The 20,914-nt window shown below is 39.5% G+C and carries 26 protein-coding genes; 14 read left to right on the top strand and 12 right to left on the bottom strand.

The annotated features are described in order from the left end of the window. The 6 genes from ACK4HU_RS17470 to ACK4HU_RS17495 all read left to right on the top strand — a co-directional run. Window positions 1–195, top strand: a 195-nt coding sequence (locus ACK4HU_RS17470) for a hypothetical protein (RefSeq protein ID WP_409808937.1), incomplete at its 5' end; no start/stop codon positions are given. A 160-nt stretch (window positions 196–355) separates the two neighbouring features. Then, window positions 356–1,597 (top strand): dihydroorotase, encoded by a 1,242-nt coding sequence (locus tag ACK4HU_RS17475; protein ID WP_409808939.1) that lies wholly within the window; start codon window positions 356–358, stop codon window positions 1,595–1,597. Beyond that, a complete protein-coding gene (locus tag ACK4HU_RS17480; protein WP_409808941.1) occupies window positions 1,590–2,102 on the top strand; it encodes a DUF4199 domain-containing protein in 513 nt (170 codons plus the stop codon). The genes ACK4HU_RS17475 and ACK4HU_RS17480 overlap by 8 nt, the downstream gene beginning before the upstream one ends. 7 nt (window positions 2,103–2,109) lie before the next feature. Continuing rightward, window positions 2,110–2,658, top strand: a complete 549-nt coding sequence (locus ACK4HU_RS17485) for a DUF4199 domain-containing protein (RefSeq protein ID WP_409808944.1) — start codon at window positions 2,110–2,112, stop codon at window positions 2,656–2,658. Window positions 2,659–2,661: 3 nt separating this feature from the next. Continuing rightward, window positions 2,662–3,624, top strand: coding sequence for a glycosyltransferase family 2 protein (locus tag ACK4HU_RS17490; protein WP_409808946.1), 963 nt, complete (start codon window positions 2,662–2,664; stop codon window positions 3,622–3,624). Beyond that, window positions 3,624–4,586: a glycosyltransferase gene (locus tag ACK4HU_RS17495; protein ID WP_409808948.1), complete on the top strand. Its 963-nt coding sequence runs from the start codon at window positions 3,624–3,626 to the stop codon at window positions 4,584–4,586. The genes ACK4HU_RS17490 and ACK4HU_RS17495 overlap by 1 nt, the downstream gene beginning before the upstream one ends. Here ACK4HU_RS17495 and ACK4HU_RS17500 read toward each other — a convergent pair. The 10 genes from ACK4HU_RS17500 to ACK4HU_RS17545 form a co-directional block, all read right to left on the bottom strand. After that, window positions 4,583–5,347 carry a class I SAM-dependent methyltransferase gene (locus tag ACK4HU_RS17500; protein ID WP_409808950.1) on the bottom strand — a complete coding sequence of 255 codons (765 nt, stop codon included), beginning with the start codon at window positions 5,345–5,347 and terminating at the stop codon, window positions 4,583–4,585. The two genes, ACK4HU_RS17495 and ACK4HU_RS17500, sit on opposite strands and share 4 nt — an antisense overlap. A 99-nt stretch (window positions 5,348–5,446) precedes the next feature. Then, entirely contained in the window at window positions 5,447–5,806 is a 360-nt protein-coding gene (locus ACK4HU_RS17505; RefSeq protein WP_409808952.1) for a hypothetical protein, read from the bottom strand. Between the two features lie 42 nt (window positions 5,807–5,848). Continuing rightward, window positions 5,849–6,025 (bottom strand): Arc family DNA-binding protein, encoded by a 177-nt coding sequence (locus ACK4HU_RS17510; RefSeq protein WP_409808954.1) that lies wholly within the window; start codon window positions 6,023–6,025, stop codon window positions 5,849–5,851. A gap of 3 nt (window positions 6,026–6,028) precedes the next feature. Further along, window positions 6,029–6,517 carry a hypothetical protein gene (locus ACK4HU_RS17515; RefSeq protein ID WP_409808957.1) on the bottom strand — a complete coding sequence of 163 codons (489 nt, stop codon included), beginning with the start codon at window positions 6,515–6,517 and terminating at the stop codon, window positions 6,029–6,031. A 3-nt stretch (window positions 6,518–6,520) separates the two neighbouring features. Beyond that, window positions 6,521–7,369: an SPFH domain-containing protein gene (locus ACK4HU_RS17520; protein WP_409808959.1), complete on the bottom strand. Its 849-nt coding sequence runs from the start codon at window positions 7,367–7,369 to the stop codon at window positions 6,521–6,523. 118 nt (window positions 7,370–7,487) lie between these two features. After that, complete coding sequence (ftsY, locus tag ACK4HU_RS17525; RefSeq protein WP_409808961.1) at window positions 7,488–8,444, bottom strand: signal recognition particle-docking protein FtsY; 957 nt, start codon at window positions 8,442–8,444, stop codon at window positions 7,488–7,490. Window positions 8,445–8,537: 93 nt separating this feature from the next. Next, on the bottom strand, window positions 8,538–8,690 hold the full coding sequence (locus ACK4HU_RS17530) for a DUF4295 domain-containing protein (protein ID WP_409808963.1): 153 nt from the start codon (window positions 8,688–8,690) through the stop codon (window positions 8,538–8,540). Between the two features lie 37 nt (window positions 8,691–8,727). Next, window positions 8,728–8,910 carry a 50S ribosomal protein L33 gene (rpmG, locus tag ACK4HU_RS17535; RefSeq protein ID WP_009036148.1) on the bottom strand — a complete coding sequence of 61 codons (183 nt, stop codon included), beginning with the start codon at window positions 8,908–8,910 and terminating at the stop codon, window positions 8,728–8,730. Between the two features lie 32 nt (window positions 8,911–8,942). Then, the gene (rpmB, locus tag ACK4HU_RS17540) at window positions 8,943–9,185 is read right to left on the bottom strand and encodes a 50S ribosomal protein L28 (protein WP_409808965.1); all 243 of its coding nucleotides are present in this window, start codon (window positions 9,183–9,185) and stop codon (window positions 8,943–8,945) included. Between the two features lie 99 nt (window positions 9,186–9,284). Continuing rightward, entirely contained in the window at window positions 9,285–9,440 is a 156-nt protein-coding gene (locus ACK4HU_RS17545; RefSeq protein ID WP_409808967.1) for a DUF5522 domain-containing protein, read from the bottom strand. Between the two features lie 71 nt (window positions 9,441–9,511). Between ACK4HU_RS17545 and rocD the strand changes: the two genes are divergently transcribed. From rocD to ACK4HU_RS17580, 7 genes are all read left to right on the top strand, one after another. After that, a complete protein-coding gene (gene rocD, locus ACK4HU_RS17550) occupies window positions 9,512–10,783 on the top strand; it encodes an ornithine--oxo-acid transaminase (RefSeq protein WP_409808969.1) in 1,272 nt (423 codons plus the stop codon). Between the two features lie 70 nt (window positions 10,784–10,853). After that, window positions 10,854–11,507: an HAD family hydrolase gene (locus ACK4HU_RS17555; protein ID WP_409808970.1), complete on the top strand. Its 654-nt coding sequence runs from the start codon at window positions 10,854–10,856 to the stop codon at window positions 11,505–11,507. Between the two features lie 4 nt (window positions 11,508–11,511). Next, window positions 11,512–12,480, top strand: a complete 969-nt coding sequence (hemB, locus tag ACK4HU_RS17560; protein WP_409808972.1) for a porphobilinogen synthase — start codon at window positions 11,512–11,514, stop codon at window positions 12,478–12,480. Between the two features lie 516 nt (window positions 12,481–12,996). Beyond that, a complete protein-coding gene (locus ACK4HU_RS17565) occupies window positions 12,997–14,292 on the top strand; it encodes an ammonium transporter (RefSeq protein ID WP_409809079.1) in 1,296 nt (431 codons plus the stop codon). 110 nt (window positions 14,293–14,402) lie between these two features. Continuing rightward, a complete protein-coding gene (locus tag ACK4HU_RS17570) occupies window positions 14,403–15,575 on the top strand; it encodes a porin (protein WP_409808974.1) in 1,173 nt (390 codons plus the stop codon). Window positions 15,576–15,588: 13 nt separating this feature from the next. Beyond that, the gene (locus ACK4HU_RS17575) at window positions 15,589–16,485 is read left to right on the top strand and encodes a M57 family metalloprotease (RefSeq protein WP_409808976.1); all 897 of its coding nucleotides are present in this window, start codon (window positions 15,589–15,591) and stop codon (window positions 16,483–16,485) included. Window positions 16,486–16,796: 311 nt separating this feature from the next. Then, window positions 16,797–17,159 carry a hypothetical protein gene (locus tag ACK4HU_RS17580; protein WP_409808978.1) on the top strand — a complete coding sequence of 121 codons (363 nt, stop codon included), beginning with the start codon at window positions 16,797–16,799 and terminating at the stop codon, window positions 17,157–17,159. Between the two features lie 32 nt (window positions 17,160–17,191). Here ACK4HU_RS17580 and ACK4HU_RS17585 read toward each other — a convergent pair whose 3' ends face one another. Together ACK4HU_RS17585 and dnaK are read right to left on the bottom strand one after the other, a co-directional pair. Next, entirely contained in the window at window positions 17,192–17,566 is a 375-nt protein-coding gene (locus tag ACK4HU_RS17585; RefSeq protein ID WP_409808979.1) for a co-chaperone GroES, read from the bottom strand. A 125-nt stretch (window positions 17,567–17,691) separates the two neighbouring features. Beyond that, window positions 17,692–19,602, bottom strand: a complete 1,911-nt coding sequence (dnaK, locus tag ACK4HU_RS17590; RefSeq protein ID WP_409808981.1) for a molecular chaperone DnaK — start codon at window positions 19,600–19,602, stop codon at window positions 17,692–17,694. Window positions 19,603–20,031: 429 nt separating this feature from the next. On the opposite strand from dnaK, the gene ACK4HU_RS17595 reads away from it, so the two are divergent. Then, the gene (locus tag ACK4HU_RS17595; RefSeq protein ID WP_409808982.1) at window positions 20,032–20,841 is read left to right on the top strand and encodes an MOSC domain-containing protein; all 810 of its coding nucleotides are present in this window, start codon (window positions 20,032–20,034) and stop codon (window positions 20,839–20,841) included. Window positions 20,842–20,914 lie beyond the last annotated feature (73 nt).

Raw genomic sequence — 20,914 nt, forward strand, 5'->3', positions numbered from 1 at the left:
GTATCAAGTATCAAGACGCTTGTATCAAGACCAAAGAAGCAAGAAGCTAGAAACAAGAGCAAAGAACCACTTACTTTTTATCACTTACTGCTCACAATCTTCCAGCCTACCTACTTCCTAACTTCCCAGCTTCCCCAAAGTAGCAGGTATCAAGACGTAAGTATCAAGAGGTGTGAAGCAAGAGCGATGAACTAGTTACTTTTTACCACTTACTACTTACTGCTCACAAACTTCCATCCTCCTAGCTTCTAGCTTTGATCACAACTTCCCTTTCATATCCTGAAATGCAGGAAATATTCCGAGTACTTTTCTTTTTCTACTTTAAAGTTGCACTTTTGCAGCAAAACTTAAATGAATGGCAGTATTACTAAAAAACCTCAGATTGATTCAAGAAGGCAGGATTTTAGAACCTTCGGATTTTTCACTTGAAAATGGGATAATTAGTAAAGTTGTTGATACCAGTGCATTGGATTTTGAGAATAAAATTGATTGTACCGATTATTTTGCTTCTAAAGGATGGATCGATCTTCGGTGCGGATTAGGAGAACCAGGTCAGGAATACAGAGAAACTGTTGAAAGTCTTTGTGATTCCTTGACAGCGAGTGGATTTGCTCAGGCTTTGGTAATGCCTAATACAGATCCAGTTATTCAAACAAAGAATGAAGTGGATTTCGTTTTAAATAAAGCCAAGTCCCATCCTGCAAACTTACTTGTCATGGGAGCAGTAACAAGGAATGCAGAGGGAGAAGACCTAACCGAAATTCTTGACATGCATTTTCAATCCGGACTTCGATTTTTCGGGGATGGGATTAAGACATTAGCGAATTCTGACCGATACATGAAGATCCTCCAATATCTTCAGAAGTTTGATGGGGTGTTATTTGATCACGCTTATGACCCTCTGTTGGGGCTGTTCGGGCAAATGAATGAAGGTGAGATTTCCACTAAGTTAGGAGTAAAAGGGATTCCGAATTTAGCAGAGGATGTTGCTATTCAAAGGAACTTAGAGATTTTAAGATATTCTGGTGGATGTGTGCATTTCCAGACGATAAATACATCAAAGGGTGTCGATTTGATAAGGAAGGCAAAGAAAGAAGGACTTCAGGTGACAGCAGATATATCCATTTATCAATTGATTTTTTCTGATTCTGATTTGGAGACTTTTGATTCTAATTATAAAGTAAAGCCACCATTTCGTGGAAAAGAAGATCGTAAAGCTCTGGTTCAAGGTTTGAAAGATGGAACTATTGATGCGATTGTTTCAAATCATCAACCTCAGGATTTTGATTCCAAGTTTGCTGAATTTGATTTGGCGGCATTTGGGATGGCGGGATTGCAGACCTTTCTCCCTTCCTTGGTAAAACTCTCCGAGGAATTAGGATGGGAACTTTTGATTGAGAAAATCACAGTGGGACCAGAGAAAATAATTGGAGAAACAGCAAACTCGCTCACAATTTTTGACCCAAATGAAAAATGGGTTTTTAATGAAAAATCAAATCAGTCGCTTTCAGCAAACCATCCATGGTTTGGAATGGAGCTTCAGGGAAAAGTCAAATATGTCGTTCAAAAAGGTCAATTGATTCAGATAGATGCATAAATATCTACGTACTGCTTATCAATTTGGAACGCTTGGAGGAGTATTAAGTGTAATTTCTTTTTATTTTCTCTCCTATTTATATCCTGATCCCACTAATCTCAATTTGATTTTTGGCTACTTTTTGATACCTGTTTCCATTTTCTTGTCCATAAAATTCTTTAAGGAATATTCAAATTCCGGCTATCTATCCTTTGCAGAAGGAATGACAGTCGGGTTTGTTACTTATGGGATTATTGGCGTTTTGTCTACTCTGGGAATCTGGTTGGTGCTACATTTTTCACCTGATTTGTTTGAGGTTATAAAGTCTCAAAAGATTGCCCTATTATTTGAAAATATGGAAATGATCATCTCCCAGGTAGGAGAAAATTCATACGTTGCTACAGAACAAAGTATGCAAGGATTGACTCCATGGAACGTTGCTTTAAATGACGGAATTTGGAAAATCATCCCCGGAATGTTTTTTAGCATTATTATTTCAATAATTTTGAGGAAAAACCCTAACTAAATCTTTTATGGAAGAGCAACAAACACCTATTCAAGCGGCAATTAAACCAGGATTGACCATTGGTCTGATCTCTTTGGCAATTACGTACCTTGCGTATTTTATTGATTCATCCCTATTGGCTTCCGGCTGGTTCGGATTAGTTTCTTTGGTAATTATGGTAGGACTCATTATTTATTTTGGAATTCAATACCGCAATGAAATAGGAGGATTTATGGCTTTTGGAGCTGCTTTTAATTTCAGTTTTATTACCATGGTCATATCAGGGATAGTGGGAATGATAGGAGTCATGTTATTATATCATGTGGTGGACCCTTCATTGCCACAGGTATTAGCAGATGAAGCTTTTCAGACTAGTTTGAAAACAATGGAAAGGTTTGGTGCTAATCCAGATGCTTTGCCTCCTGCTCAACTTGAGGAAATGCGTAAATCGACAGCTGGGAGTTTTACAGTAATGGGACAAATTAAAGGTTTTGGATTTTTGTTGATTTTTTATGCCATCGTTGCGTTAATTTTGGCTGCAATACTCAAAAAGCGAGATAAATCGCTTGATTTCTAATCTATGACCCAAATCTCCGTAGTTGTTCCTGTTTTCAACGAGGAAGAATCTATTCCAGAACTAGCACAATGGATCAGTCGTGTGATGGAGACACACGACTTTTCTTTTGAAGTAATTTTTATTAATGATGGAAGTACCGACCGTTCTTGGGATGTCATCCAAAAAATCTCTAACCAAAATTCGGATTTTAAAGGCTTAAATTTCACTCGGAATTTTGGCAAATCAGCTGCCTTAGATGCTGGTTTTCGTCGTGCAGCAGGAGAGGTGGTAATAACCATGGATGCAGACTTACAAGACAGTCCTGATGAAATCCCCGGATTATACGAAATGGTTACCGCTGGGGGATTGGACGTGGTCTCAGGCTGGAAAAAAGAGCGGCATGACCCTATTTCTAAAACTATTCCCTCCAAGTTTTTCAATGGAGTGACACGCTGGATTTCCGGAATTCAACTCCATGATTTCAACTGTGGGTTGAAAGCCTATCGAAATAAGGTGGTGAAAAACATTCAGATTTATGGCGAAATGCATCGCTACATTCCTCTTTTAGCCAAGTGGAATGGTTTTGCCAAAATCGGCGAAAAAATCGTCCAACACCAACCACGAAAGTATGGGGAATCCAAATTTGGCTTAGAGCGATTTTTAAACGGGTTTTTGGATTTGATTACGGTTTCATTTGTACACCGCTACAAGAAAAAGCCAATGCACTTTTTTGGGCTTTTGGGTACACTGTCATTTTTGACAGGATTTGTAATTACTGCTTGGTTGATTTTTGAAAAAGTCTATGGGCTAAGCAAAGGACTAAAAGTCCGGGAAATCGTGGATCAACCTTTGTTTTTTCTCGCCTTGGTTGCCTTGATTATTGGAGTCCAATTGTTTGTAACTGGTTTCATAGCTGAATTGATGACTTCAAATCAATCCAAGGAAATCGAATATAAAATCGATGAAGAACTCAATTTTGATTTCTAATGCTTTTTTCGATTATCATACCGGTTTATAATAGACCATCTGAAATATTTGACCTCTTAACCAGTCTAGTGAATCAATCCTTTCAAGATTTTGAAGTGGTTCTCGTAGAGGATGGTTCCAAAGATAGATCTGACAAAATCGCATCTTTATTTCAATCCAAGATCTCTGTTAACTATTTTTTTCGAGAGAATCAAGGGCAAGGTTTTGCTCGAAATTTTGGAATGTCTCAAGCCAATGGCGATTTTTTCGTTATTCTGGACTCAGACGTCATTCTTCCTGAAAATTATTTATTGATTTTAAAATCCGCAATTCTGGAAAAAAATTTGGATGCCTTTGGTGGGCCAGATGCTGCTGCAGCTGATTTCTCCAATCTTCAAAAAGCCATGGATTTTGCCATGACTTCCTTTTGGACGACTGGCGGAATTCGAGGAAAACTCAAAGATCCATCGAAATATCAAGCTCGGGGATTCAACATGGGAGTCTCTCGTCAAGTTTTTGAAACTACTGGAGGGTTTGTAGATCCAAAACGAGGTGAAGATATTGAATGGAGTATTCGGATCAAAAAAGCTGGATTTAGGTTAGAGTTGGTCGAAGAAGCCTTTGTTTACCATAAGCGAAAAAATACACTTATATCCTTTGCCAAACAGGCCTTTTCTTTTGGGAGAAATCGCGTCAACGTCTCCAGGTTTCACCCTGAGGCCATCAAGTTAGTTCATTGGATGCCTACTTTTTTTCTAATGTTTTTACTTTCACTTTTGTTGAACGGAATCTTTTTCCGAGTTTTCATAATCCCCCATTTATTGATTTTTGGTGCGTGGGCAGTCTTAGTTATTTATCAGGCAAGTTGGAAGTATAGGTCAATTCTCGTAGGTGATTTGGCTCTTTTTACGTCGATTATCCAGTTATGTAGTTATGGGCTGGGATTGGTAGTGGAACTTTTCAATAAAAAGTTGTCGAGTTAAAGCCCTTTTCGACACACAAAAAGAGTTTCATCCTTTGCCAAAGCAAATCGTGCGGTCTTCTCATCTGAAAGATTTTTTACAAATTGATTTTCTTCAATTTGAAGTCCTGATTTTCTGAGCCGCGAAGCATAATCTTTTCCAAATTTCCGTACATGGTCCCGTTGTCCAAAAAGGCGCTCCCGTTCTGCTGGATCAGTGATATTCTTGTCTTCTAGTGTTTTTTCATGGCTGTATACGGGTGATTGCAAAATCCCCCATCCATTATGTTTCAATACCCGATTGAATTCAGAACATACTTTAATGTCGTCCTCCACGTGCTCTAAAACGTGGTTGCAAAAAATCACATCGAACGAATTGTCTGCGAAAGGAATAGAATGAACGTCCATTTTCACTTTTGCCAAAGGTGATTCAATATCAGCTGTGATATATTCCAAATTCCCCAATGCTTCAAATCGATCAATAAAACAATGTTCTGGAGCTACGTGTAGCACTTTCAGTTTTTCTTTAAAAAAATCAGTTTTTTCTTTGAGAAAAAGCCACATCAGTCGGTGTCTTTCCAAAGCTAGGCAGCTTGGACAAAGTGCATTTTCTCTCGCTACCCGACCATATGGAAGGAATTTTTTGAACTGACTACCACAGATTGGGCATTCAACCTCATTTCCTTGGTTAAATATCGAAAGCATCTTCATAGCCAAGGGGCTTACAGTCTGAAGAATGGGCCGAGGGATGTAGCGGATTACAAAACTGATTAAGGTCTTCATCGTGGTTAAATTGCACAGCAAGTTACTTATTCCCTATAAAAAAGTACGGAGCTAATAGAATACTAGCTCCGTATAACATTATAAATATTGAATCCTGGATCAAATAATTTCATCCGATTCCTCAAGGAACCTCTCAAGTTTGGCAATCTGATCCTGTAACTTATTTATACTTTTACGTTGCTTTTCCAATGATTTTGTGATTTTCGCAACAGCATTTGGAGAGAGTTTGCCCGCTGAATTTCTCTTTTCAAACTTACTTAAATTGGAATTGTATTTGTCTTTTGCTTTACCCAGCTTCATCTTGGACTTTTCCAAATTCAGTTTAGCTTTCTGAATTTTTTTCTCTTCTTTTAACTCTTTTTTTGTAGGACTGGATTCAGATTGTCCATAGGTGTAATTGCCTGCGGTTGTAAAAACAAGTGCAACTAGTAAGCCTAGAATTAATGATAATTTTTTCATAATTAAATGATATTTGAGTTTTTCAGTTGTATAAGCTACATATTAGTCAGATAGTTCATCTGTATTGCTTTTGGGCAATCTTCCTGCTTTACGTAATGCTTCCCGGATGATCCATTCCAATTGACCATTTGTACTACGAAATTCATCAGCAGCCCATTTTTCAATTGCCTTCATCATTGATTCGTCTAGCCTGAGTGCAAACGCCTTTTTCTTGGACATGCTTTAACCCTTCATCCAGTTTTCTAAGAACTCACCTAATTCTTTTGGCTTTTGAGTTCCAATCACAATTTTCTTCTTTTCTCCAAGGTCTATCGACAATCCAGCATCCCCGATGACGGTGTAAGCTTTGGTTGTTTTGTTCCCTTTGATACCCCACCCTCCATGATCTGCAAGCGGGTTAAACATAATTAATTCAGCAGATTTGATCTGTTTTTTAGAAATTGTTCGCCACTTGATCAAAGGAAAATAAGCATAGTGAATACCAGTCTCATCAATTCTCGTTTTCAACTTTAACTTGAATAGAAAAGTCGAAACAATAATCATTATGAGGAAGAAAGAAATTAAGCCATAAATCCCTTCCTTTCTACCTGAATCATCATTTAGAACAAGAAAAGTAACCAAAACGAGCGTGGGAATTTCCAACATAAGTATGAAGTACATTACCCATGTACCTTTATAAGTTTGTTCTTCCTTGAAAATTCTCCCGTGCATATCTTATTGATTTAGCGTTCCTACGTTCAAAACAGGACTTGCACTTTTGTCGGAGCAAAGGACAACCATCAAATTTGAAACCATGACAGCTTTTTTGTCATTATCAAACTCTATAATATCTTTCATTTTCAAATCTGCTAAAGCCATCTCTACCATCCCTACTGCTCCTTCCACTATCTTTTGTCTTGCTGCGACGATTGCTGTGGCTTGCTGACGCTGTAGCATTGCCGAAGCAATCTCAGAAGCATAGGCCAAATGAGAAATTCTGGCTTCAATTACTTTAATTCCGGCATGATTCAGTCGATCAGAAATCTCTTGTTCTAGGGAATGATTCACTTCCTCTACCCCGGATCTAAGGGTGATTTCAGAATGATCATCTTCAAAATTATCGTATGAAAATAAGCCTGCCATCTTCCTAACGGCTGCATCAGTCTGCAGATGTACAAAATTTTCATAGTCTTCGACATCGAAAGTGGTTTTGAATGTGTCTTCAACTTGCCAAACGACAATGGTACCGATCATTACAGGATTCCCTATTTTGTCATTCACTTTGACAGGTTTGTTTTCAAAGTTTCGGACTCGAAGGGATATCTTCTTTTTCGTCATAAATGGATTCACCCAAAAGAATCCGTAAGCCTTGACCGTACCCTTGTATTCCCCAAATAAAAGCATGACAACGGCTTTGTTTGGTTCTACAATGAAGAAGCCCGGAAGACAAATGATGGATATAAAGAGGAGGATTGCCCCCAAGAGGAATAGTTCTTGGGTGAAGAGATAGATGGAGGCTGCGATTCCGGCCAATGCCAAGAAAAGATAAAGGTAGCCTGAGGATGGTTTGATTATTTTTTCCATTTCATTATGATGTTAAAATGATATCATTGTGAAGTACGATAAATATATCTTCTTGTTCAAGTTTTTGCAAAAAAAAATACCTCGGGGTTTCCGAGGTACCTAATCCAGTTGGTGGATTTTATTTCTTTTTGAAGAGTGAGTCTACAAATTCTTTTCTGTTAAAAATCTGAAGATCGGTCATTTTTTCACCTACGCCAATGTATTTGACTGGAATTTTGAATTGGTCAGAGATTCCGATCACTACGCCACCTTTGGCTGTGCCATCCAGTTTGGTAATTGCCAAGGCCGAGATTTCGGTCACCCTTGTAAACTCTTTTGCTTGAATAAATGCATTTTGACCGGTAGATCCATCCAACACCAGAAGGATTTCATGCGGCGCATCCGGGATAAACTTCTGCATCACTCGCTTGATTTTGCTTAATTCATTCATCAGGTTCACTTTGGTATGAAGTCTACCAGCTGTATCCACGATGACTATATCTGCGCCATTATCCACGCCTTGCTTTACAGCGTCAAATGCCACTGCAGCTGGGTCTGTATTCATTCCATGTGACACGACTGGTACTCCCACACGGTCACCCCATAGAATCAATTGATCTACTGCGGCTGCACGGAAGGTATCCGCTGCTCCCAAAAGGACAGATTTGCCGGCATTTTTAAACATATTTGCAAGCTTACCAATGGTGGTGGTTTTACCTACTCCATTTACACCGACAACCATAATCACATAAGGTTTCTTTCCGGCAGGAATATCAAAATCCAGTAAATCCTGGGAATTGTTTTCTTCGAGAAGTGAAGCAATCTCTTCTCTGAGAATGACATCCAATTCGGCAGAATTTAGGTATTTGTCTCGTGCAACTCGTTCTTCAATCCTTTTAATAACCTTGATAGTCGTGTCTACCCCGACATCTGAGGTGATGAGGATTTCCTCCAATTGATCGAGTACCTCTTCATCAACTTGAGATTTCCCTACAACAGCTTTGCTTAATTTGGAGAAGATGGATTCACTGGTCTTTTGAAGTCCTTGGTCAAGACTTTCTTTTTTTTCTTTTGAGAAAAATCCAAAGATTCCCATGTTGCACAGTTTTTAAAAGTGGAATATAATGAAAAAGTCCCTGCTGATTTTTAACCAGAGGGACTAAGTATGCATCGCAATGCGCTTGGCAAATTATTTTTTCAAGGTTTCCTGCACAAGAGCTGCTGGAACCATCTCTTCTCGGAAGGTATAGGCGCCGGTCTTTTCAGACTTTACCGCTCTGATCACTTTGGCGTAAGATACGCCACCTTCTTTTTTTAGGGTTGCTACTACTTTCTTAGCCATATCTTTGTTGTTTAAGCGGAATTACTTCCGAGCTAAATTATTTAATTTCTTTATGAACAGTAACCTTCTTTAGGATTGGATTGAATTTCTTCAACTCTAATCGCTCAGTCGTATTTTTTCTGTTTTTTGTTGTGATGTATCTAGAAGTACCTGGCATACCAGAGTTTTTATGCTCTGTGCATTCCATAATCACTTGTACTCTATTTCCTTTCTTAGCCATCTCTGTATTTATTTAAGGGACTGTGACTTTGATTATTTAATTATAATCATTCCAGTGTCCTGCGCTTTTTTCAAGACTGCAGTAATACCGTTCTTATTGATCGTTCTTAATGCCTTAGAGCATACTTTCAAAGTGATCCATGCGTCTTCTTCAGGAACGTAGAAACTCTTCTTATGAAGATTTGGGTAAAATCTACGCTTGGTTTTATTATTTGCATGGGACACGTTGTTACCTACTTGAGGTCTTTTTCCGGTAATGTCACAAACTTTTGCCATGATATTGTATCGTAATTGGGATGCGTTTCTGTAATTAGTCTGCAAATATCGGAACTTTTTGGCAATTAACAACAAGCAGTTTTAAAATTCTTCCCTAAATCATTTACCTATTGGGAACGGACAATGTCTGCATCCGCTCCCACAGCAATAGCCTCTCTTTAGATGATATTTTTCGGTGAAAACCATTAATCCTTGTGGATTGAAATAATAGTCCTCAGAAGTAAGTTTAGGAGTTGGGTTCTTTTCCTGTTTCATCGGTTTGACAAGGGGCAATTACTATATTTGAGGCGTAAACCTTTTTAGATTTTCGTAAAAATAACCAAATCATGGAGACAATCACTTCCAGCAAACAAGCCATCCAACTAGAAGAAAAATACGGAGCTCACAATTATCATCCTTTGCCTGTTGTATTGGCACGGGGAGAAGGTGTATTCCTCTGGGATGTTGAAGGCAAACGTTACTATGATTTTCTCTCTGCATACTCTGCTGTCAACCAAGGCCACTGTCATCCAAGAATAAAGGATGCAATGATTGAGCAGTTGGGAACACTGACCTTGACCTCAAGAGCATTTTATAATGATGTGCTTGGACCATTTGAAAAATATATCACCGAATATTTCGGATTCGATATGGTTTTGCCAATGAATACCGGAGCAGAAGGAGTGGAGACAGCTTTGAAACTTGCCCGGAAGTGGGGATATGAGCGGAAAGGAGTAGCGGAAAATCAGGCAAAAATCATAGTTGCGGAAAATAATTTCCACGGTCGTACTACCACGATTATTTCTTTTTCAAATGATGCGAATGCTCGCAAGAGCTTTGGGCCATTTACAGAAGGATTCATTCGCATACCATATAATAATATAGACGCACTCGAGGAGGCATTGAAAACGGATGGTGTTGTGGGATTCCTGATTGAGCCGATTCAGGGCGAGGCGGGAGTATATGTTCCGAGTGAAGATTACATGAAAAATGCCAAAGCTGCATGTAAAGCACAAAATGTACTTTTTATCGCCGATGAAATTCAGACTGGAATCGCAAGAACAGGCTCTCTGCTCGCTGTTTGTGGGAATTGTACCTGTGAAGGTCACTGTGAAAAGCAAGAAACATACACCAAGCCGGATATTTTAATCCTAGGAAAAGCTATTTCGGGCGGATTTTATCCAGTTTCTGCGGTTTTAGCAGATCGAGAAATTATGGATGTCATCAAGCCAGGTCAGCACGGATCTACTTTTGGAGGGAATCCGCTTGGTGCCAAAGTCGCTATGGCAGCTTTGGAAGTAGTACGGGATGAAAAACTTGCTCTAAATGCACGGAAACTTGGAAAGATCTTTCGTCAGCGAATGCAGCAAATGGTCGATAAGAATCCCATAGCAAAACTGGTTAGGGGAAAAGGGTTACTCAATGCAGTGGTTATTAATGATTCTGCAGAAAGCACTACTGCTTGGGATATCTGTGTACAATTGGCTGAAAATGGACTTCTGGCAAAACCAACCCATGGAAATATCATCCGTTTTGCACCACCGCTGGTAATGACCGAAGAACAACTCCATGAATGCTGTGACATCATCGAAAAAGTGATTTCCAAATTCAATAAATAATAAAATCACCTATTCCTTGGATCGCTTTTGACTTCGGTCTGAAGCGATTCTTTCATTTTCAATCTTTCTGATGACAAAAGCAGTAATATTCGATATGGATGGGGTCATCTGTCACACCAATCCATTCCATTCTCAGGCTTTTAAGATTTTCTTTCAAAAACGTGATCTATTCCCAACCGAGGAAGAGTTTATGCTTCATATGTATGGAAAAAACAATGGCTATATCCTAAGTCATTTTCTGGGAAGAAAAATTGAAGGTGAAGAACTCGCAGATTTGGAATTTGAAAAGGAAAGTCTTTTCCGGGAAATTTATCAACATCATGTAGACCCTATTCCAGGCTTTATGGAGTTTTTCCACGCTTTAAAAAATACGAATGTAAAGACAGGAGTGGCTACTTCCGCTCCTTTTGCCAATTTGGAACTCATCGCAGGCAGACTCGATCTTTTTCCCTATCTGGAGTCGGCTTTGGCTAGTGAACAGGTAAGCAAACATAAACCTGATCCGGAAGTGTATTTGAAAAGTGCGCAAAATATGGGAGTAGAACCGGCGGATTGTATTGTTTTCGAAGATTCATTCTCAGGAGCCACTGCTGGACTCAGGGCAGGAATGCGCGTAGTTGCTGTCTTAAGTAGTCATACCAAAGATGAATTGCCAGTTTGCAATCATTATATTCAAGACTACCGCAATTTGGATGTTGATACAATTTTAGATTTAATTTATTAAGCTGATGCAAAGAAGACCTCGAAGAAATCGCAAATCTGAATCAATAAGAAATTTGGTAGAAGAAACCAGTCTTTCTGTGAAGGACCTGATTTTCCCAATGTTTTTGGTTGAGGGTTCAAACCAAAAGATCGAAGTCAATTCAATGCCTGGAATTTTCAGATTTTCTCAGGACCTTCTCCTTAAAGAAATAGAAGAATGCATGAAACTCGGAATTACCACATTTGATGTGTTTCCGGCATATCCGGAATCACTCAAGGATTCTGTTGCTTCCGAAAGCTATAATCCAGAAACTTTTTACCTCAAAGCCCTGAGGGAAATCAAAAAACAATTCCCGGAAGTTTGCCTAATTTCCGATGTGGCGATGGATCCCTATAGCAGTGATGGGCATGATGGCTTGGTCAAAAATGGCAAAATCATGAATGACGAAACCTTAGAAATTTTGGGTAGAATGTCTTTAGCTCAAGCAGAAGCCGGGGTTGATATTCTGGGACCCTCAGATATGATGGATGGGAGAGTGGGATATATTCGGGATTTGTTGGATGAAAACGGTTTTACGGATACATCTATCATGTCTTATACAGCAAAATATGCGAGCGCCTTTTACGGACCATTTCGGGATGCATTGGATTCTGCGCCTAAGTTTGGAGACAAAAAGACCTATCAAATGAATCCGGCTAATTCTAAAGAAGCCTTGATTGAAGCAGATCTTGATTTGGAAGAAGGCGCAGATTTCCTCATGGTAAAGCCTGCACTGAGTTACCTGGATATTATCAAGCTTCTGAGTGATAATTACCCTGTTCCTATTGCTGCCTATAACGTATCAGGTGAATACAGTATGATCAAAGCTGCTGCGGCTCAAGGTTGGTTGGATTCTGAACGAGCGATGCATGAAATCTTGCTCTCGATTAAGCGATCCGGGGCAAAAATTATACTGACATACTTTGCAAAGGAATATGCCAAGTTAAAAAAATAGGAACAAGGATAAATTTGGAGCAAAAGTTCGAGTATTTCGAACTTTTTTTATTTTGAGGTTAAAATTTTATTCATTTTTTTCAATTGATACATGTTTAATTCGGATTTAAGTTTGAAAAATAATTACTTTTTTAAAAATTATGTTTTTGATAAAATTTATAAAATGAATTAAAATTCTATTTTTTCGTAATTCATAGAATAATATTCTAAAAAAATAATCAAATAATTATTTATATACTGTTTAGGCTATTTCGTAATCGATTCCATAAAATATCTTAGAGGATAGCCAAATTTTATTTTTTCACTAAGATGGTTTACAAAACAACCTAAAAATGAATAATTATTGAAAAAAATGTAATTTTTGATTAAAATTTGATACAATAATCTTGTAAAAATTGTCAATACTACAAAATTCAGTTTGTTTTTATGCTTTTTTTATAATTACATTCGAATCAAGCTTCGGCTATCAAACCTATTTAAATTCTGAAAACGTTCAAAATTTAACCTAAAACCTATGATGAATTTCGCTACCCTGTTGGCCCAAGATCTGGCCGCGACCACGGATTTGTCTTTGGAGATTTCGCAAAATCTCTTGACGACAAATAATGTATGGATGATGCTTTCCACAGCCTTGGTGTTTATTATGCACCTTGGATTTGCTGGAGTTGAGACTGGATTTGGCCAAGCCAAAAATACAGTGAACATCCTGTTCAAAAACACAATCACACCTATTATTGGAATTGTGTCCTATGCTCTAGTAGGTTTTTACCTTATGTATCCTGGATTTGAGGTCCCAGGCTGGTTCAGTTTTGACTCAGCAGGGTGGAACATGTTTTGGTTTTCTCCCGCAGATGCTGATGTTACAGCCGGCTATGCTGATGGAGGGTATACCTACTGGACCGATTTCCTCTTTCAGGCCATGTTTGCCGCAACAGCTGCTACCATAGTATCTGGCGCCATAGCTGAGCGAGTAAAAATTTCCGCCTATTTGATTTTTACCGTCCTTTTTGTGGGATTGGTGTATCCGTTGATAGGTAGCTGGAAATGGGGTGGTGGAGCCTTAGATGATTTGGGATTCTATGACTTTGCCGGAAGTACTTTAGTTCACTCAGTCGGTGGATGGGGAGCGCTGGCAGGTGTGATTCTAGTTGGACCTAGAATTGGGAAATATATCAATGGTAAAACCATGGAGAAACCCGGTGCAAGTGTTCCTTTGGCTGTTATTGGAGTATTCTTACTTTGGTTAGGTTGGTTCGGGTTTAATGGAGGATCTGTTCTTTCTGCTGATCCGGCTCTTGTTTCCTCGGTTTTGGTTATCACTTCACTTGGTGCATGTGCTGGGGGTCTTGGTGGATTCTTCACCGCTTATTTCACTTTCAAGAGACTTGACCTTGGAATGCTTCTCAACGGAATTTTGGCCGGTTTAGTAGGTATTACGGCAGGTGCAGATGTATTTACTCCGGCTGCTGCCTTGCTTATTGGATTTGTTGCGGGAATTCTGGTTGTGCTATCTGCAATACTACTTGACAAACTCAAGCTCGATGATGTAGTAGGTGCGGTATCGGTTCACCTTACTTGCGGTGTTTGGGGGACCTTGGCTGTCGGAATTTTTTCAACCAACCCGGAACATTCATTCTTAGCACAACTTATCGGTGTGGCAGTCTGTGGGGCGATGGCCTTCGGTTCCGCCTTCCTGATTTTCTATGTTCTAAAAGCCACTATGGGTATAAGAGTATCTGAAGAACATGAGAAAAGTGGCCTGGATTCTCACGAACATGGAATTCGAGGGTACACTATCATTTACGACGAATAATTCTCAATTAAAAGTAAAGACCCTCGGCTGGAGAAAAAAACGCGACTCTCTTTCGGCCAGTCCGAGGATCTATTGGTCAACTCTATCATTCACCAACATTCAAAATTAAAATGAAAAATTTATTCCTACTAATACTATGTGTGGTTTTCTCCACTTATCAGGTTGCAAACGCTCAAGAAGCAACTACTGAAGAAACAGGCTCATTGACACTTTCAGGTTCAATTGACGCATATTTTCGCGCAAATCTTAATGCCCCCAACAAAGGGGAGAATTTTCAAGCTCCAGCTTCATCTTTTGGAAATCTACCTGGTTTTTCACTGGGCATGGCTAATATTATTGCGACTTACGAAGGTAAGAAAGTGGGTGCTGTCGCAGATTTGGTTTTCGGTCCAAGAGGTGAAGATGCCGTATTTGGATCTCCTCTTTATAGTGGGGGAATGGCAGGAAGTTCACAGATTGTCAACCAGTTGTATGTTTATTGGAATGTGTCTGACAAGGTTACTTTGACCATGGGAAATTTCAATACCTTCCTCGGTTACGAAGTCATCTCTCCAACAGCCAACTTCAATTACTCCACTTCCTACATGTTCTCTTACGGTCCATTTTCTCACACGGGGTTAAAGGCTAATTTCCAACTTTCAGATAAGTTCTCCTTTTTGGCAGCAGTGATGAACCCTACTGACATGACCGAATTTAACCTCATCGGTACCTACACGCTTGGAGCACAACTGGGATATTCTACAGATGCCGGGAGTACTTACCTGAACTTTGTATACGGAGACCAAGATGGTAAATTGAGTAATGATGGCAGCTTGATCAGGGACCAATCTTCCTTGGGAAAAACATTCCAGGTGGATTTGACTACTGGGTTTGATCTGACAGATAAGTTTTACCTTGGTTTCAATACCACCTACAATACCACTAGTTCCGGCGAGATTTTTACAGGTTCTGAAATCCGGGAAGTCGCTGGCGATGGAGCTGGATTTTATGGATTTGCTGGTTATCTTCAAACCAAGCCTTCCGACAAGTTTGGACTTGGGTTCCGTGGAGAATACTTCAGTGTGTTCAACGGAGGTCTGGAAAAAGTGGTTGGGTTGGATTCAGAAGGCAGTGGAAGTGTCTTTGCTGCAACACTGTCAGGCAATATCAAAATCGGTGGCAATTTGACTTTGATTCCCGAACTCAGAGTCGATAGGATGAGTAATGATTTCTTCAAAGATAAGGATCTCAACGACTCTAAAGCCTTGATTTCATGCGTCATGGCGGCAGTATTCTCATTTTAATAACATTAATCTTATGAAGCCATTTAAAATTTATGCTTTAGTTTTTGTGTTGTTGTCATCGTGTTCGGAGGAATTTGAAACTGTTGATGACAGTATTTTGATAAGTGATCTTCATTTATCCAAGTCTTTTGATTATGCTGATAATATTCCTAGTCACGTAGTTGAGATTTTGAATAGGGAGGGGTTCAATGTTAATCGCATTATCAATGTTGACAGTGGATATATTGTCGAAAATGACATTTTCTTTCCTGAGTCGTATTTTTTTGAGCCTCTTGAGAATGGCGGCAAGAAAAGTGTAGGTGTTGAGAACAAGCATTACCATACTAATGCGTTGGTTTATCCCTCTAGAACAATTAGAATTGCAGTAAAGTCAAGTCCTCTTATATACCACCAAGCACTAGAGATAGCTATTCAACGATATAATAACTTGGGACTTAGGCATACATTTTTGAAAAAGGTTTATTCAAATAATCCTAGTGATATTAAAAGAGATAAGATGATGGGGACAGAGACCGATATCACATTGTGGGCATTTTACGACGGAGCCAATCAGATTTGGGGTACAGGGTCGTTTCCGATTCAAGGGCGTCCAGGTTTCAGTATTAATCTAAACCGTACAACAATTGAAAATGCGAATTTGAATGTTAATGCAATAGCAACAATAATTGCTCATGAAATTGGGCATTCAATAGGATTTAGGCATACGGATTTCATGGATAGAACTTTCAGTTGTGGACCATGGGTGGAAAATCCTAATGAGGGCGTTAGTTCTATTGGGGCAAACCATATACCCCTTTCTCCTATTGGGCCTCAATTTTCATGGATGCAAGCTTGTAATCCGGGGATAGATATACCTTTTACTGTTAATGACATTAGTGCTCTTCAAATATTGTATGGGCCAATGAACTAAAAATAATCGTTTGATAATAAAGAATATAAACAGGGTCTATTGTTAAGTTAAAGCCGGGGTGAATTTCATCCCGGTTTTTTATTTTTTGTGCAAAAGCTGAGATTATCAGTTGCTTTCAATACAATCTTTGTTTGAAAAATTAATTTTTCCAATTATTCAGGTTCAAAATTATATGCTGTTTAGGTGAGGTATTTGCTGCTATTAAGAATAATATTTGTTTTTCTAGGGCCTATTTGACCTAAATCAACTGATTAATGTAACCTTGGGTCTGAAAAATCTGTATAGTTTTGTATCAACCCAAATGTACAGCTATGAAAAAGTTGACCCTGTTTACTTCTACCTTCCTCATTTCCACGCTTTCGTTTTCCCAAGACATGTTAATGGGACCTAAGTTTAAGAATGCGCCTGCTGGAACAGTTCAAGGGCCAAAAATTACTTTGGTTCATGAGTCTCATCCTTCTGCCCTTCAGGGCCCAGCCGCAAAGAATACCGAGGTATGGATGAGTGAACCTGCTTCGAAGCTTAATGTTGGTTTCCGAGAAACCATCGATAATCCAAAAGGTATTCATGCAAAAAATAGAAATCCTTGGGATAAGAAGCCTACAACCGTAGACACTAAAGCTGTCTATGAAGAGCCAAAGTCAATGAGACCAAAAAAATCTTGGATTCACTAAATTAAAAAAGCCCGGTCATTCGGGCTTTATTTTTATAATTCAGTTTCTCGTTCCAACATCAGAATTGCCCCTTGTGATACGATGTAATACTTTTCTCCCTCATAGACTACTTCGTGAGCTCCTGAAAGAATGAAAATCGCTAAATCTCCTTCTTTTGCCTGCAACGGCACATATTTGATTTTTTCTTCCTGATCCATCCAAGGTTCGCTATCCTCTACCGGCATTGGAATAGGATATCCGGGACCAGCTTTGATAATATATCCTTGCTGTACTTTTTCTTTTTCCTGAACACCAGGCGGAAGGTAAAGCCCCGAGCCGGTTTTCTCGTTTGGTTTTTTCAACCGGATCAAAACCCTATCCCCGACTACGATCAGTTTCTTTAATTTATTTTCAGCGGTTAATTGCATCTCATTTCTAATTTGTTGGGAAGAAAAAGAGCCAAGAGTCTTGATTTGAAATCTTGATTCTTGGCTCTGAATAAATCAACGGCACCTGTCAAAAACAGATGCCGTATTTGTTGGATTAGCTTAACTTATTTTTTGTCTTCGCTTACTTCCTCGTAGTCCACATCAGAGACTCCGTCGCCAGCAGTACTTTCTCCTGCATTGGCTTCTGGTCCTGGCTGAGCACCCGCTCCTGCAGCATTATACATTTCTTGAGATGCGGCTTCCCATGCTTTATTCAAGTTTTCCATGGCAGCATCGATTCCTTCAAGGTTTTTAGATCCATGAGCAGATTTCAAAGCTTCCAAAGCAGAGCTGATGTTGGCTTTATTGCTATCAGAAAGCTTGTCGCCATATTCTTTCAATTGTTTCTCTGTTGAGAAAATCAGGCTGTCAGCTTGGTTTAACTTTTCGATCTTTTCTTTTTCAGCCTTATCAGAAGATGCATTGGCTTCTGCCTCACGCTTCATTCTTTCGATATCATCTTGAGAAAGTCCGGAAGAAGCTTCGATTTTAATCTTTTGCTCTTTTCCAGTTCCTTTATCTTTTGCAGATACATTCAGAATACCGTTTGCGTCAATGTCGAAAGTCACTTCGATTTGAGGTACACCTCTTTGAGCAGGTGGAATATCAGAAAGCTGGAATCTACCGATGGATCGGTTGTCTTTTGCCAAGGATCTCTCGCCTTGAAGTACGTGGATATCCACGGCAGGCTGATTATCAACAGCAGTTGAGAACACTTCTGATTTCTTGGTAGGAATAGTGGTATTAGATTCAATCAGTTTGGTAAACACACCACCCATGGTTTCGATACCCAAAGAAAGTGGAGTCACATCCAAAAGAAGTACATCCTTCACTTCACCAGTCAAAACACCACCCTGAATCGCAGCACCGATCGCTACTACTTCATCAGGATTTACACCTTTAGAAGGCTTCTTTCCGAAGAATTTTTCAACTTCTTCCTGAATTTTTGGAATTCGGGTAGAACCACCAACCAAGATTACTTCGTCAATATCAGCGGCAGTCATGCCTGCATCTTTCAATGCTTTGATGCAAGGATCCATAGATCTTCTTACCAAAGTCTCTGAAAGTTGCTCAAACTTCGCTCTGCTTAATTGTCTCACCAAGTGCTTTGGACCTGTTTGAGTTGCAGTGATGTAAGGAAGGTTGATTTCTGTAGAAGCAGAGCTAGAAAGCTCAATTTTTGCTTTTTCAGCAGCTTCTTTCAAACGTTGAAGTGCCATTGGATCATTTCTAAGATCGATGGACTCTTCGGTTTGGAATTCATTTGCCAACCAGTCGATGATTACTTGGTCAAAGTCGTCTCCACCCAAGTGAACATCGCCGTTGGTAGATTTTACTTCAAACACTCCGTCTCCCAATTCAAGAATTGAAATATCGAAGGTACCACCGCCAAGGTCATACACGGCGATTTTCATGTCCTGATGCTTCTTGTCCATCCCGTATGCCAAAGCAGCAGCTGTTGGCTCGTTGATGATACGCTTCACTTCAAGACCTGCGATTTGTCCTGCTTCTTTGGTTGCCTGACGTTCTGCATCATTGAAATATGCGGGAACGGTGATGACAGCTTCAGTTACAGTCTGACCCAAGAAATCTTCAGCAGTGCTCTTCATTTTTTGAAGGATCATTGCAGAAAGTTCCTGTGGAGTATATGATCTGTCGCCGATTCTTACGACTACAGTATCATTTGTTCCTTGCTCTACTTTGTAAGATGCATGCTTTTTCTCAGCTGATACTTCAGAGAATTTCTTTCCCATGAATCGCTTAACTGAGGAAATGGTATTTGCGGGGTTAGTAATTGCCTGACGTTTTGCGGGATCACCCACTTTTCGCTCACCGTTTCCATTGTCAAGAAAAGCCACAATTGAAGGAGTGGTTCTTCTTCCTTCGCTGTTTTGGATGACTACGGGTTCGTTACCTTCCATTACGGCTACGCAGGAGTTGGTGGTACCCAAGTCAATGCCTATAATTTTTCCCATGATTATATAGATTTAGATAGTTGCATAAATTGTACAATCCCCTTTCTTCAATGGATGTGCCACTGGAGAAATTACCCGATTTGGTGTCAGTTTGTCAGTGAGACTGCCATGGATTTTGAATCAAAAAAATCGAATTGTCACCTTTTGAAAAAATGGACCTGCCGATTTTGGCAGGCTTTGAGAAAAGGAACCTACTTGTGCAACCTTATCTTAAGACCTCGCATCTAACAGATGATGCGACATTTTTCTACCAACAATATTCGTGAACGAGCCAAATGGTTTTTCGTCATCCTGCTAGGTGTGACGATAATTTTCCTTCGCCATCATATTGAAGTGAGCCCTAGTATCTGGGCACTTGTAAAAGCCATGACTTCAAGTAAATTATTTTTCCTAGGCTGACCCAAAGCCTATTTATTATATTTTTGATCAATGGAAGAGAAGCTGGTCGTACAGGATATTTTTATTTACCCAATCAAATCATTGGGTGGAATTCGCCTTTCTGAGGCCATGGTGGAAGAAAAGGGTTTGCAATACGACAGAAGATGGATGTTGGTCGATAATTCTGGCCGATTTGTTTCTCAGCGGGAGCATTCTAGTTTGGCTCTGTTAGCAGTGAAATTAGAGAAAACCGGGCTGTTAGTTTTTCATAAGAGTGAAAAAGAAAAATCGATTAAAATCCCATTCGATTCAGCGACTGGTCCGGAGATTCTGGTTACCATCTGGGATGATCGAGTCTTGGCAAAAGTAGTACACCCTGAAATCAGCAGTTGGTTTTCTGAAATTTTAGATTTTCAGGTCCACTTAGTGATCATGCCCGAAACAAGTCACAGAAAAGTGGATCTACGCTATGCAGTGAAGGGTGAATCTGTCAGCTTTGCAGATGGGATGCCCTACTTGATTATTGGTCAGGAATCACTGAACGACTTGAATTCCCGCCTGGAGATACCAGTTCCGATGAATCGATTTAGGCCAAATATCGTTTTTTCCGGGGGGACAGCTTTTATGGAAGATTCGCTTCGCAAAATCAAAATTGGTGACTTGCAATTTCAGATCGTAAAGCCCTGTGCACGCTGTGTGATGACCACGGTTAATCAAGAAACAGCTGAAAAAGGTAAAGAACCACTCAAAACACTTTCCAGCTATCGCACCATAAATAACAAAGTTTACTTTGGTCAAAATGTGGTCGCTCTTCAGTTGGGGAAAATCAAAATTGGCGATGTCATAATCCCCCAAGATTGAGCAAGTCAATTTTTTACATAGTACTTAGACAAAGTAAAAAAGCTGTCCAAAATTAATTTGGACAGCTTTTTTT

The organism is Algoriphagus sp. (assembly GCF_046296635.1).
Classification (GTDB): domain Bacteria; phylum Bacteroidota; class Bacteroidia; order Cytophagales; family Cyclobacteriaceae; genus Algoriphagus.

Coding starts and splice junctions, on each gene's coding strand:
- ACK4HU_RS17475 (WP_409808939.1), top strand. CDS start 356: ATGGCAGTATTACTAAAAAACCTCAGATTGATTCAAGAAGGCAGGATT.
- ACK4HU_RS17480 (WP_409808941.1), top strand. CDS start 1,590: ATGCATAAATATCTACGTACTGCTTATCAATTTGGAACGCTTGGAGGA.
- ACK4HU_RS17485 (WP_409808944.1), top strand. CDS start 2,110: ATGGAAGAGCAACAAACACCTATTCAAGCGGCAATTAAACCAGGATTG.
- ACK4HU_RS17490 (WP_409808946.1), top strand. CDS start 2,662: ATGACCCAAATCTCCGTAGTTGTTCCTGTTTTCAACGAGGAAGAATCT.
- ACK4HU_RS17495 (WP_409808948.1), top strand. CDS start 3,624: ATGCTTTTTTCGATTATCATACCGGTTTATAATAGACCATCTGAAATA.
- ACK4HU_RS17500 (WP_409808950.1), bottom strand. CDS start 5,347: ATGAAGACCTTAATCAGTTTTGTAATCCGCTACATCCCTCGGCCCATT.
- ACK4HU_RS17505 (WP_409808952.1), bottom strand. CDS start 5,806: ATGAAAAAATTATCATTAATTCTAGGCTTACTAGTTGCACTTGTTTTT.
- ACK4HU_RS17510 (WP_409808954.1), bottom strand. CDS start 6,025: ATGTCCAAGAAAAAGGCGTTTGCACTCAGGCTAGACGAATCAATGATG.
- ACK4HU_RS17515 (WP_409808957.1), bottom strand. CDS start 6,517: ATGCACGGGAGAATTTTCAAGGAAGAACAAACTTATAAAGGTACATGG.
- ACK4HU_RS17520 (WP_409808959.1), bottom strand. CDS start 7,369: ATGGAAAAAATAATCAAACCATCCTCAGGCTACCTTTATCTTTTCTTG.
- ftsY (WP_409808961.1), bottom strand. CDS start 8,444: ATGGGAATCTTTGGATTTTTCTCAAAAGAAAAAAAAGAAAGTCTTGAC.
- ACK4HU_RS17530 (WP_409808963.1), bottom strand. CDS start 8,690: ATGGCTAAGAAAGTAGTAGCAACCCTAAAAAAAGAAGGTGGCGTATCT.
- rpmG (WP_009036148.1), bottom strand. CDS start 8,910: ATGGCTAAGAAAGGAAATAGAGTACAAGTGATTATGGAATGCACAGAG.
- rpmB (WP_409808965.1), bottom strand. CDS start 9,185: ATGGCAAAAGTTTGTGACATTACCGGAAAAAGACCTCAAGTAGGTAAC.
- ACK4HU_RS17545 (WP_409808967.1), bottom strand. CDS start 9,440: ATGAAACAGGAAAAGAACCCAACTCCTAAACTTACTTCTGAGGACTAT.
- rocD (WP_409808969.1), top strand. CDS start 9,512: ATGGAGACAATCACTTCCAGCAAACAAGCCATCCAACTAGAAGAAAAA.
- ACK4HU_RS17555 (WP_409808970.1), top strand. CDS start 10,854: ATGACAAAAGCAGTAATATTCGATATGGATGGGGTCATCTGTCACACC.
- hemB (WP_409808972.1), top strand. CDS start 11,512: ATGCAAAGAAGACCTCGAAGAAATCGCAAATCTGAATCAATAAGAAAT.
- ACK4HU_RS17565 (WP_409809079.1), top strand. CDS start 12,997: ATGAATTTCGCTACCCTGTTGGCCCAAGATCTGGCCGCGACCACGGAT.
- ACK4HU_RS17570 (WP_409808974.1), top strand. CDS start 14,403: ATGAAAAATTTATTCCTACTAATACTATGTGTGGTTTTCTCCACTTAT.
- ACK4HU_RS17575 (WP_409808976.1), top strand. CDS start 15,589: ATGAAGCCATTTAAAATTTATGCTTTAGTTTTTGTGTTGTTGTCATCG.
- ACK4HU_RS17580 (WP_409808978.1), top strand. CDS start 16,797: ATGAAAAAGTTGACCCTGTTTACTTCTACCTTCCTCATTTCCACGCTT.
- ACK4HU_RS17585 (WP_409808979.1), bottom strand. CDS start 17,566: ATGCAATTAACCGCTGAAAATAAATTAAAGAAACTGATCGTAGTCGGG.
- dnaK (WP_409808981.1), bottom strand. CDS start 19,602: ATGGGAAAAATTATAGGCATTGACTTGGGTACCACCAACTCCTGCGTA.
- ACK4HU_RS17595 (WP_409808982.1), top strand. CDS start 20,032: ATGGAAGAGAAGCTGGTCGTACAGGATATTTTTATTTACCCAATCAAA.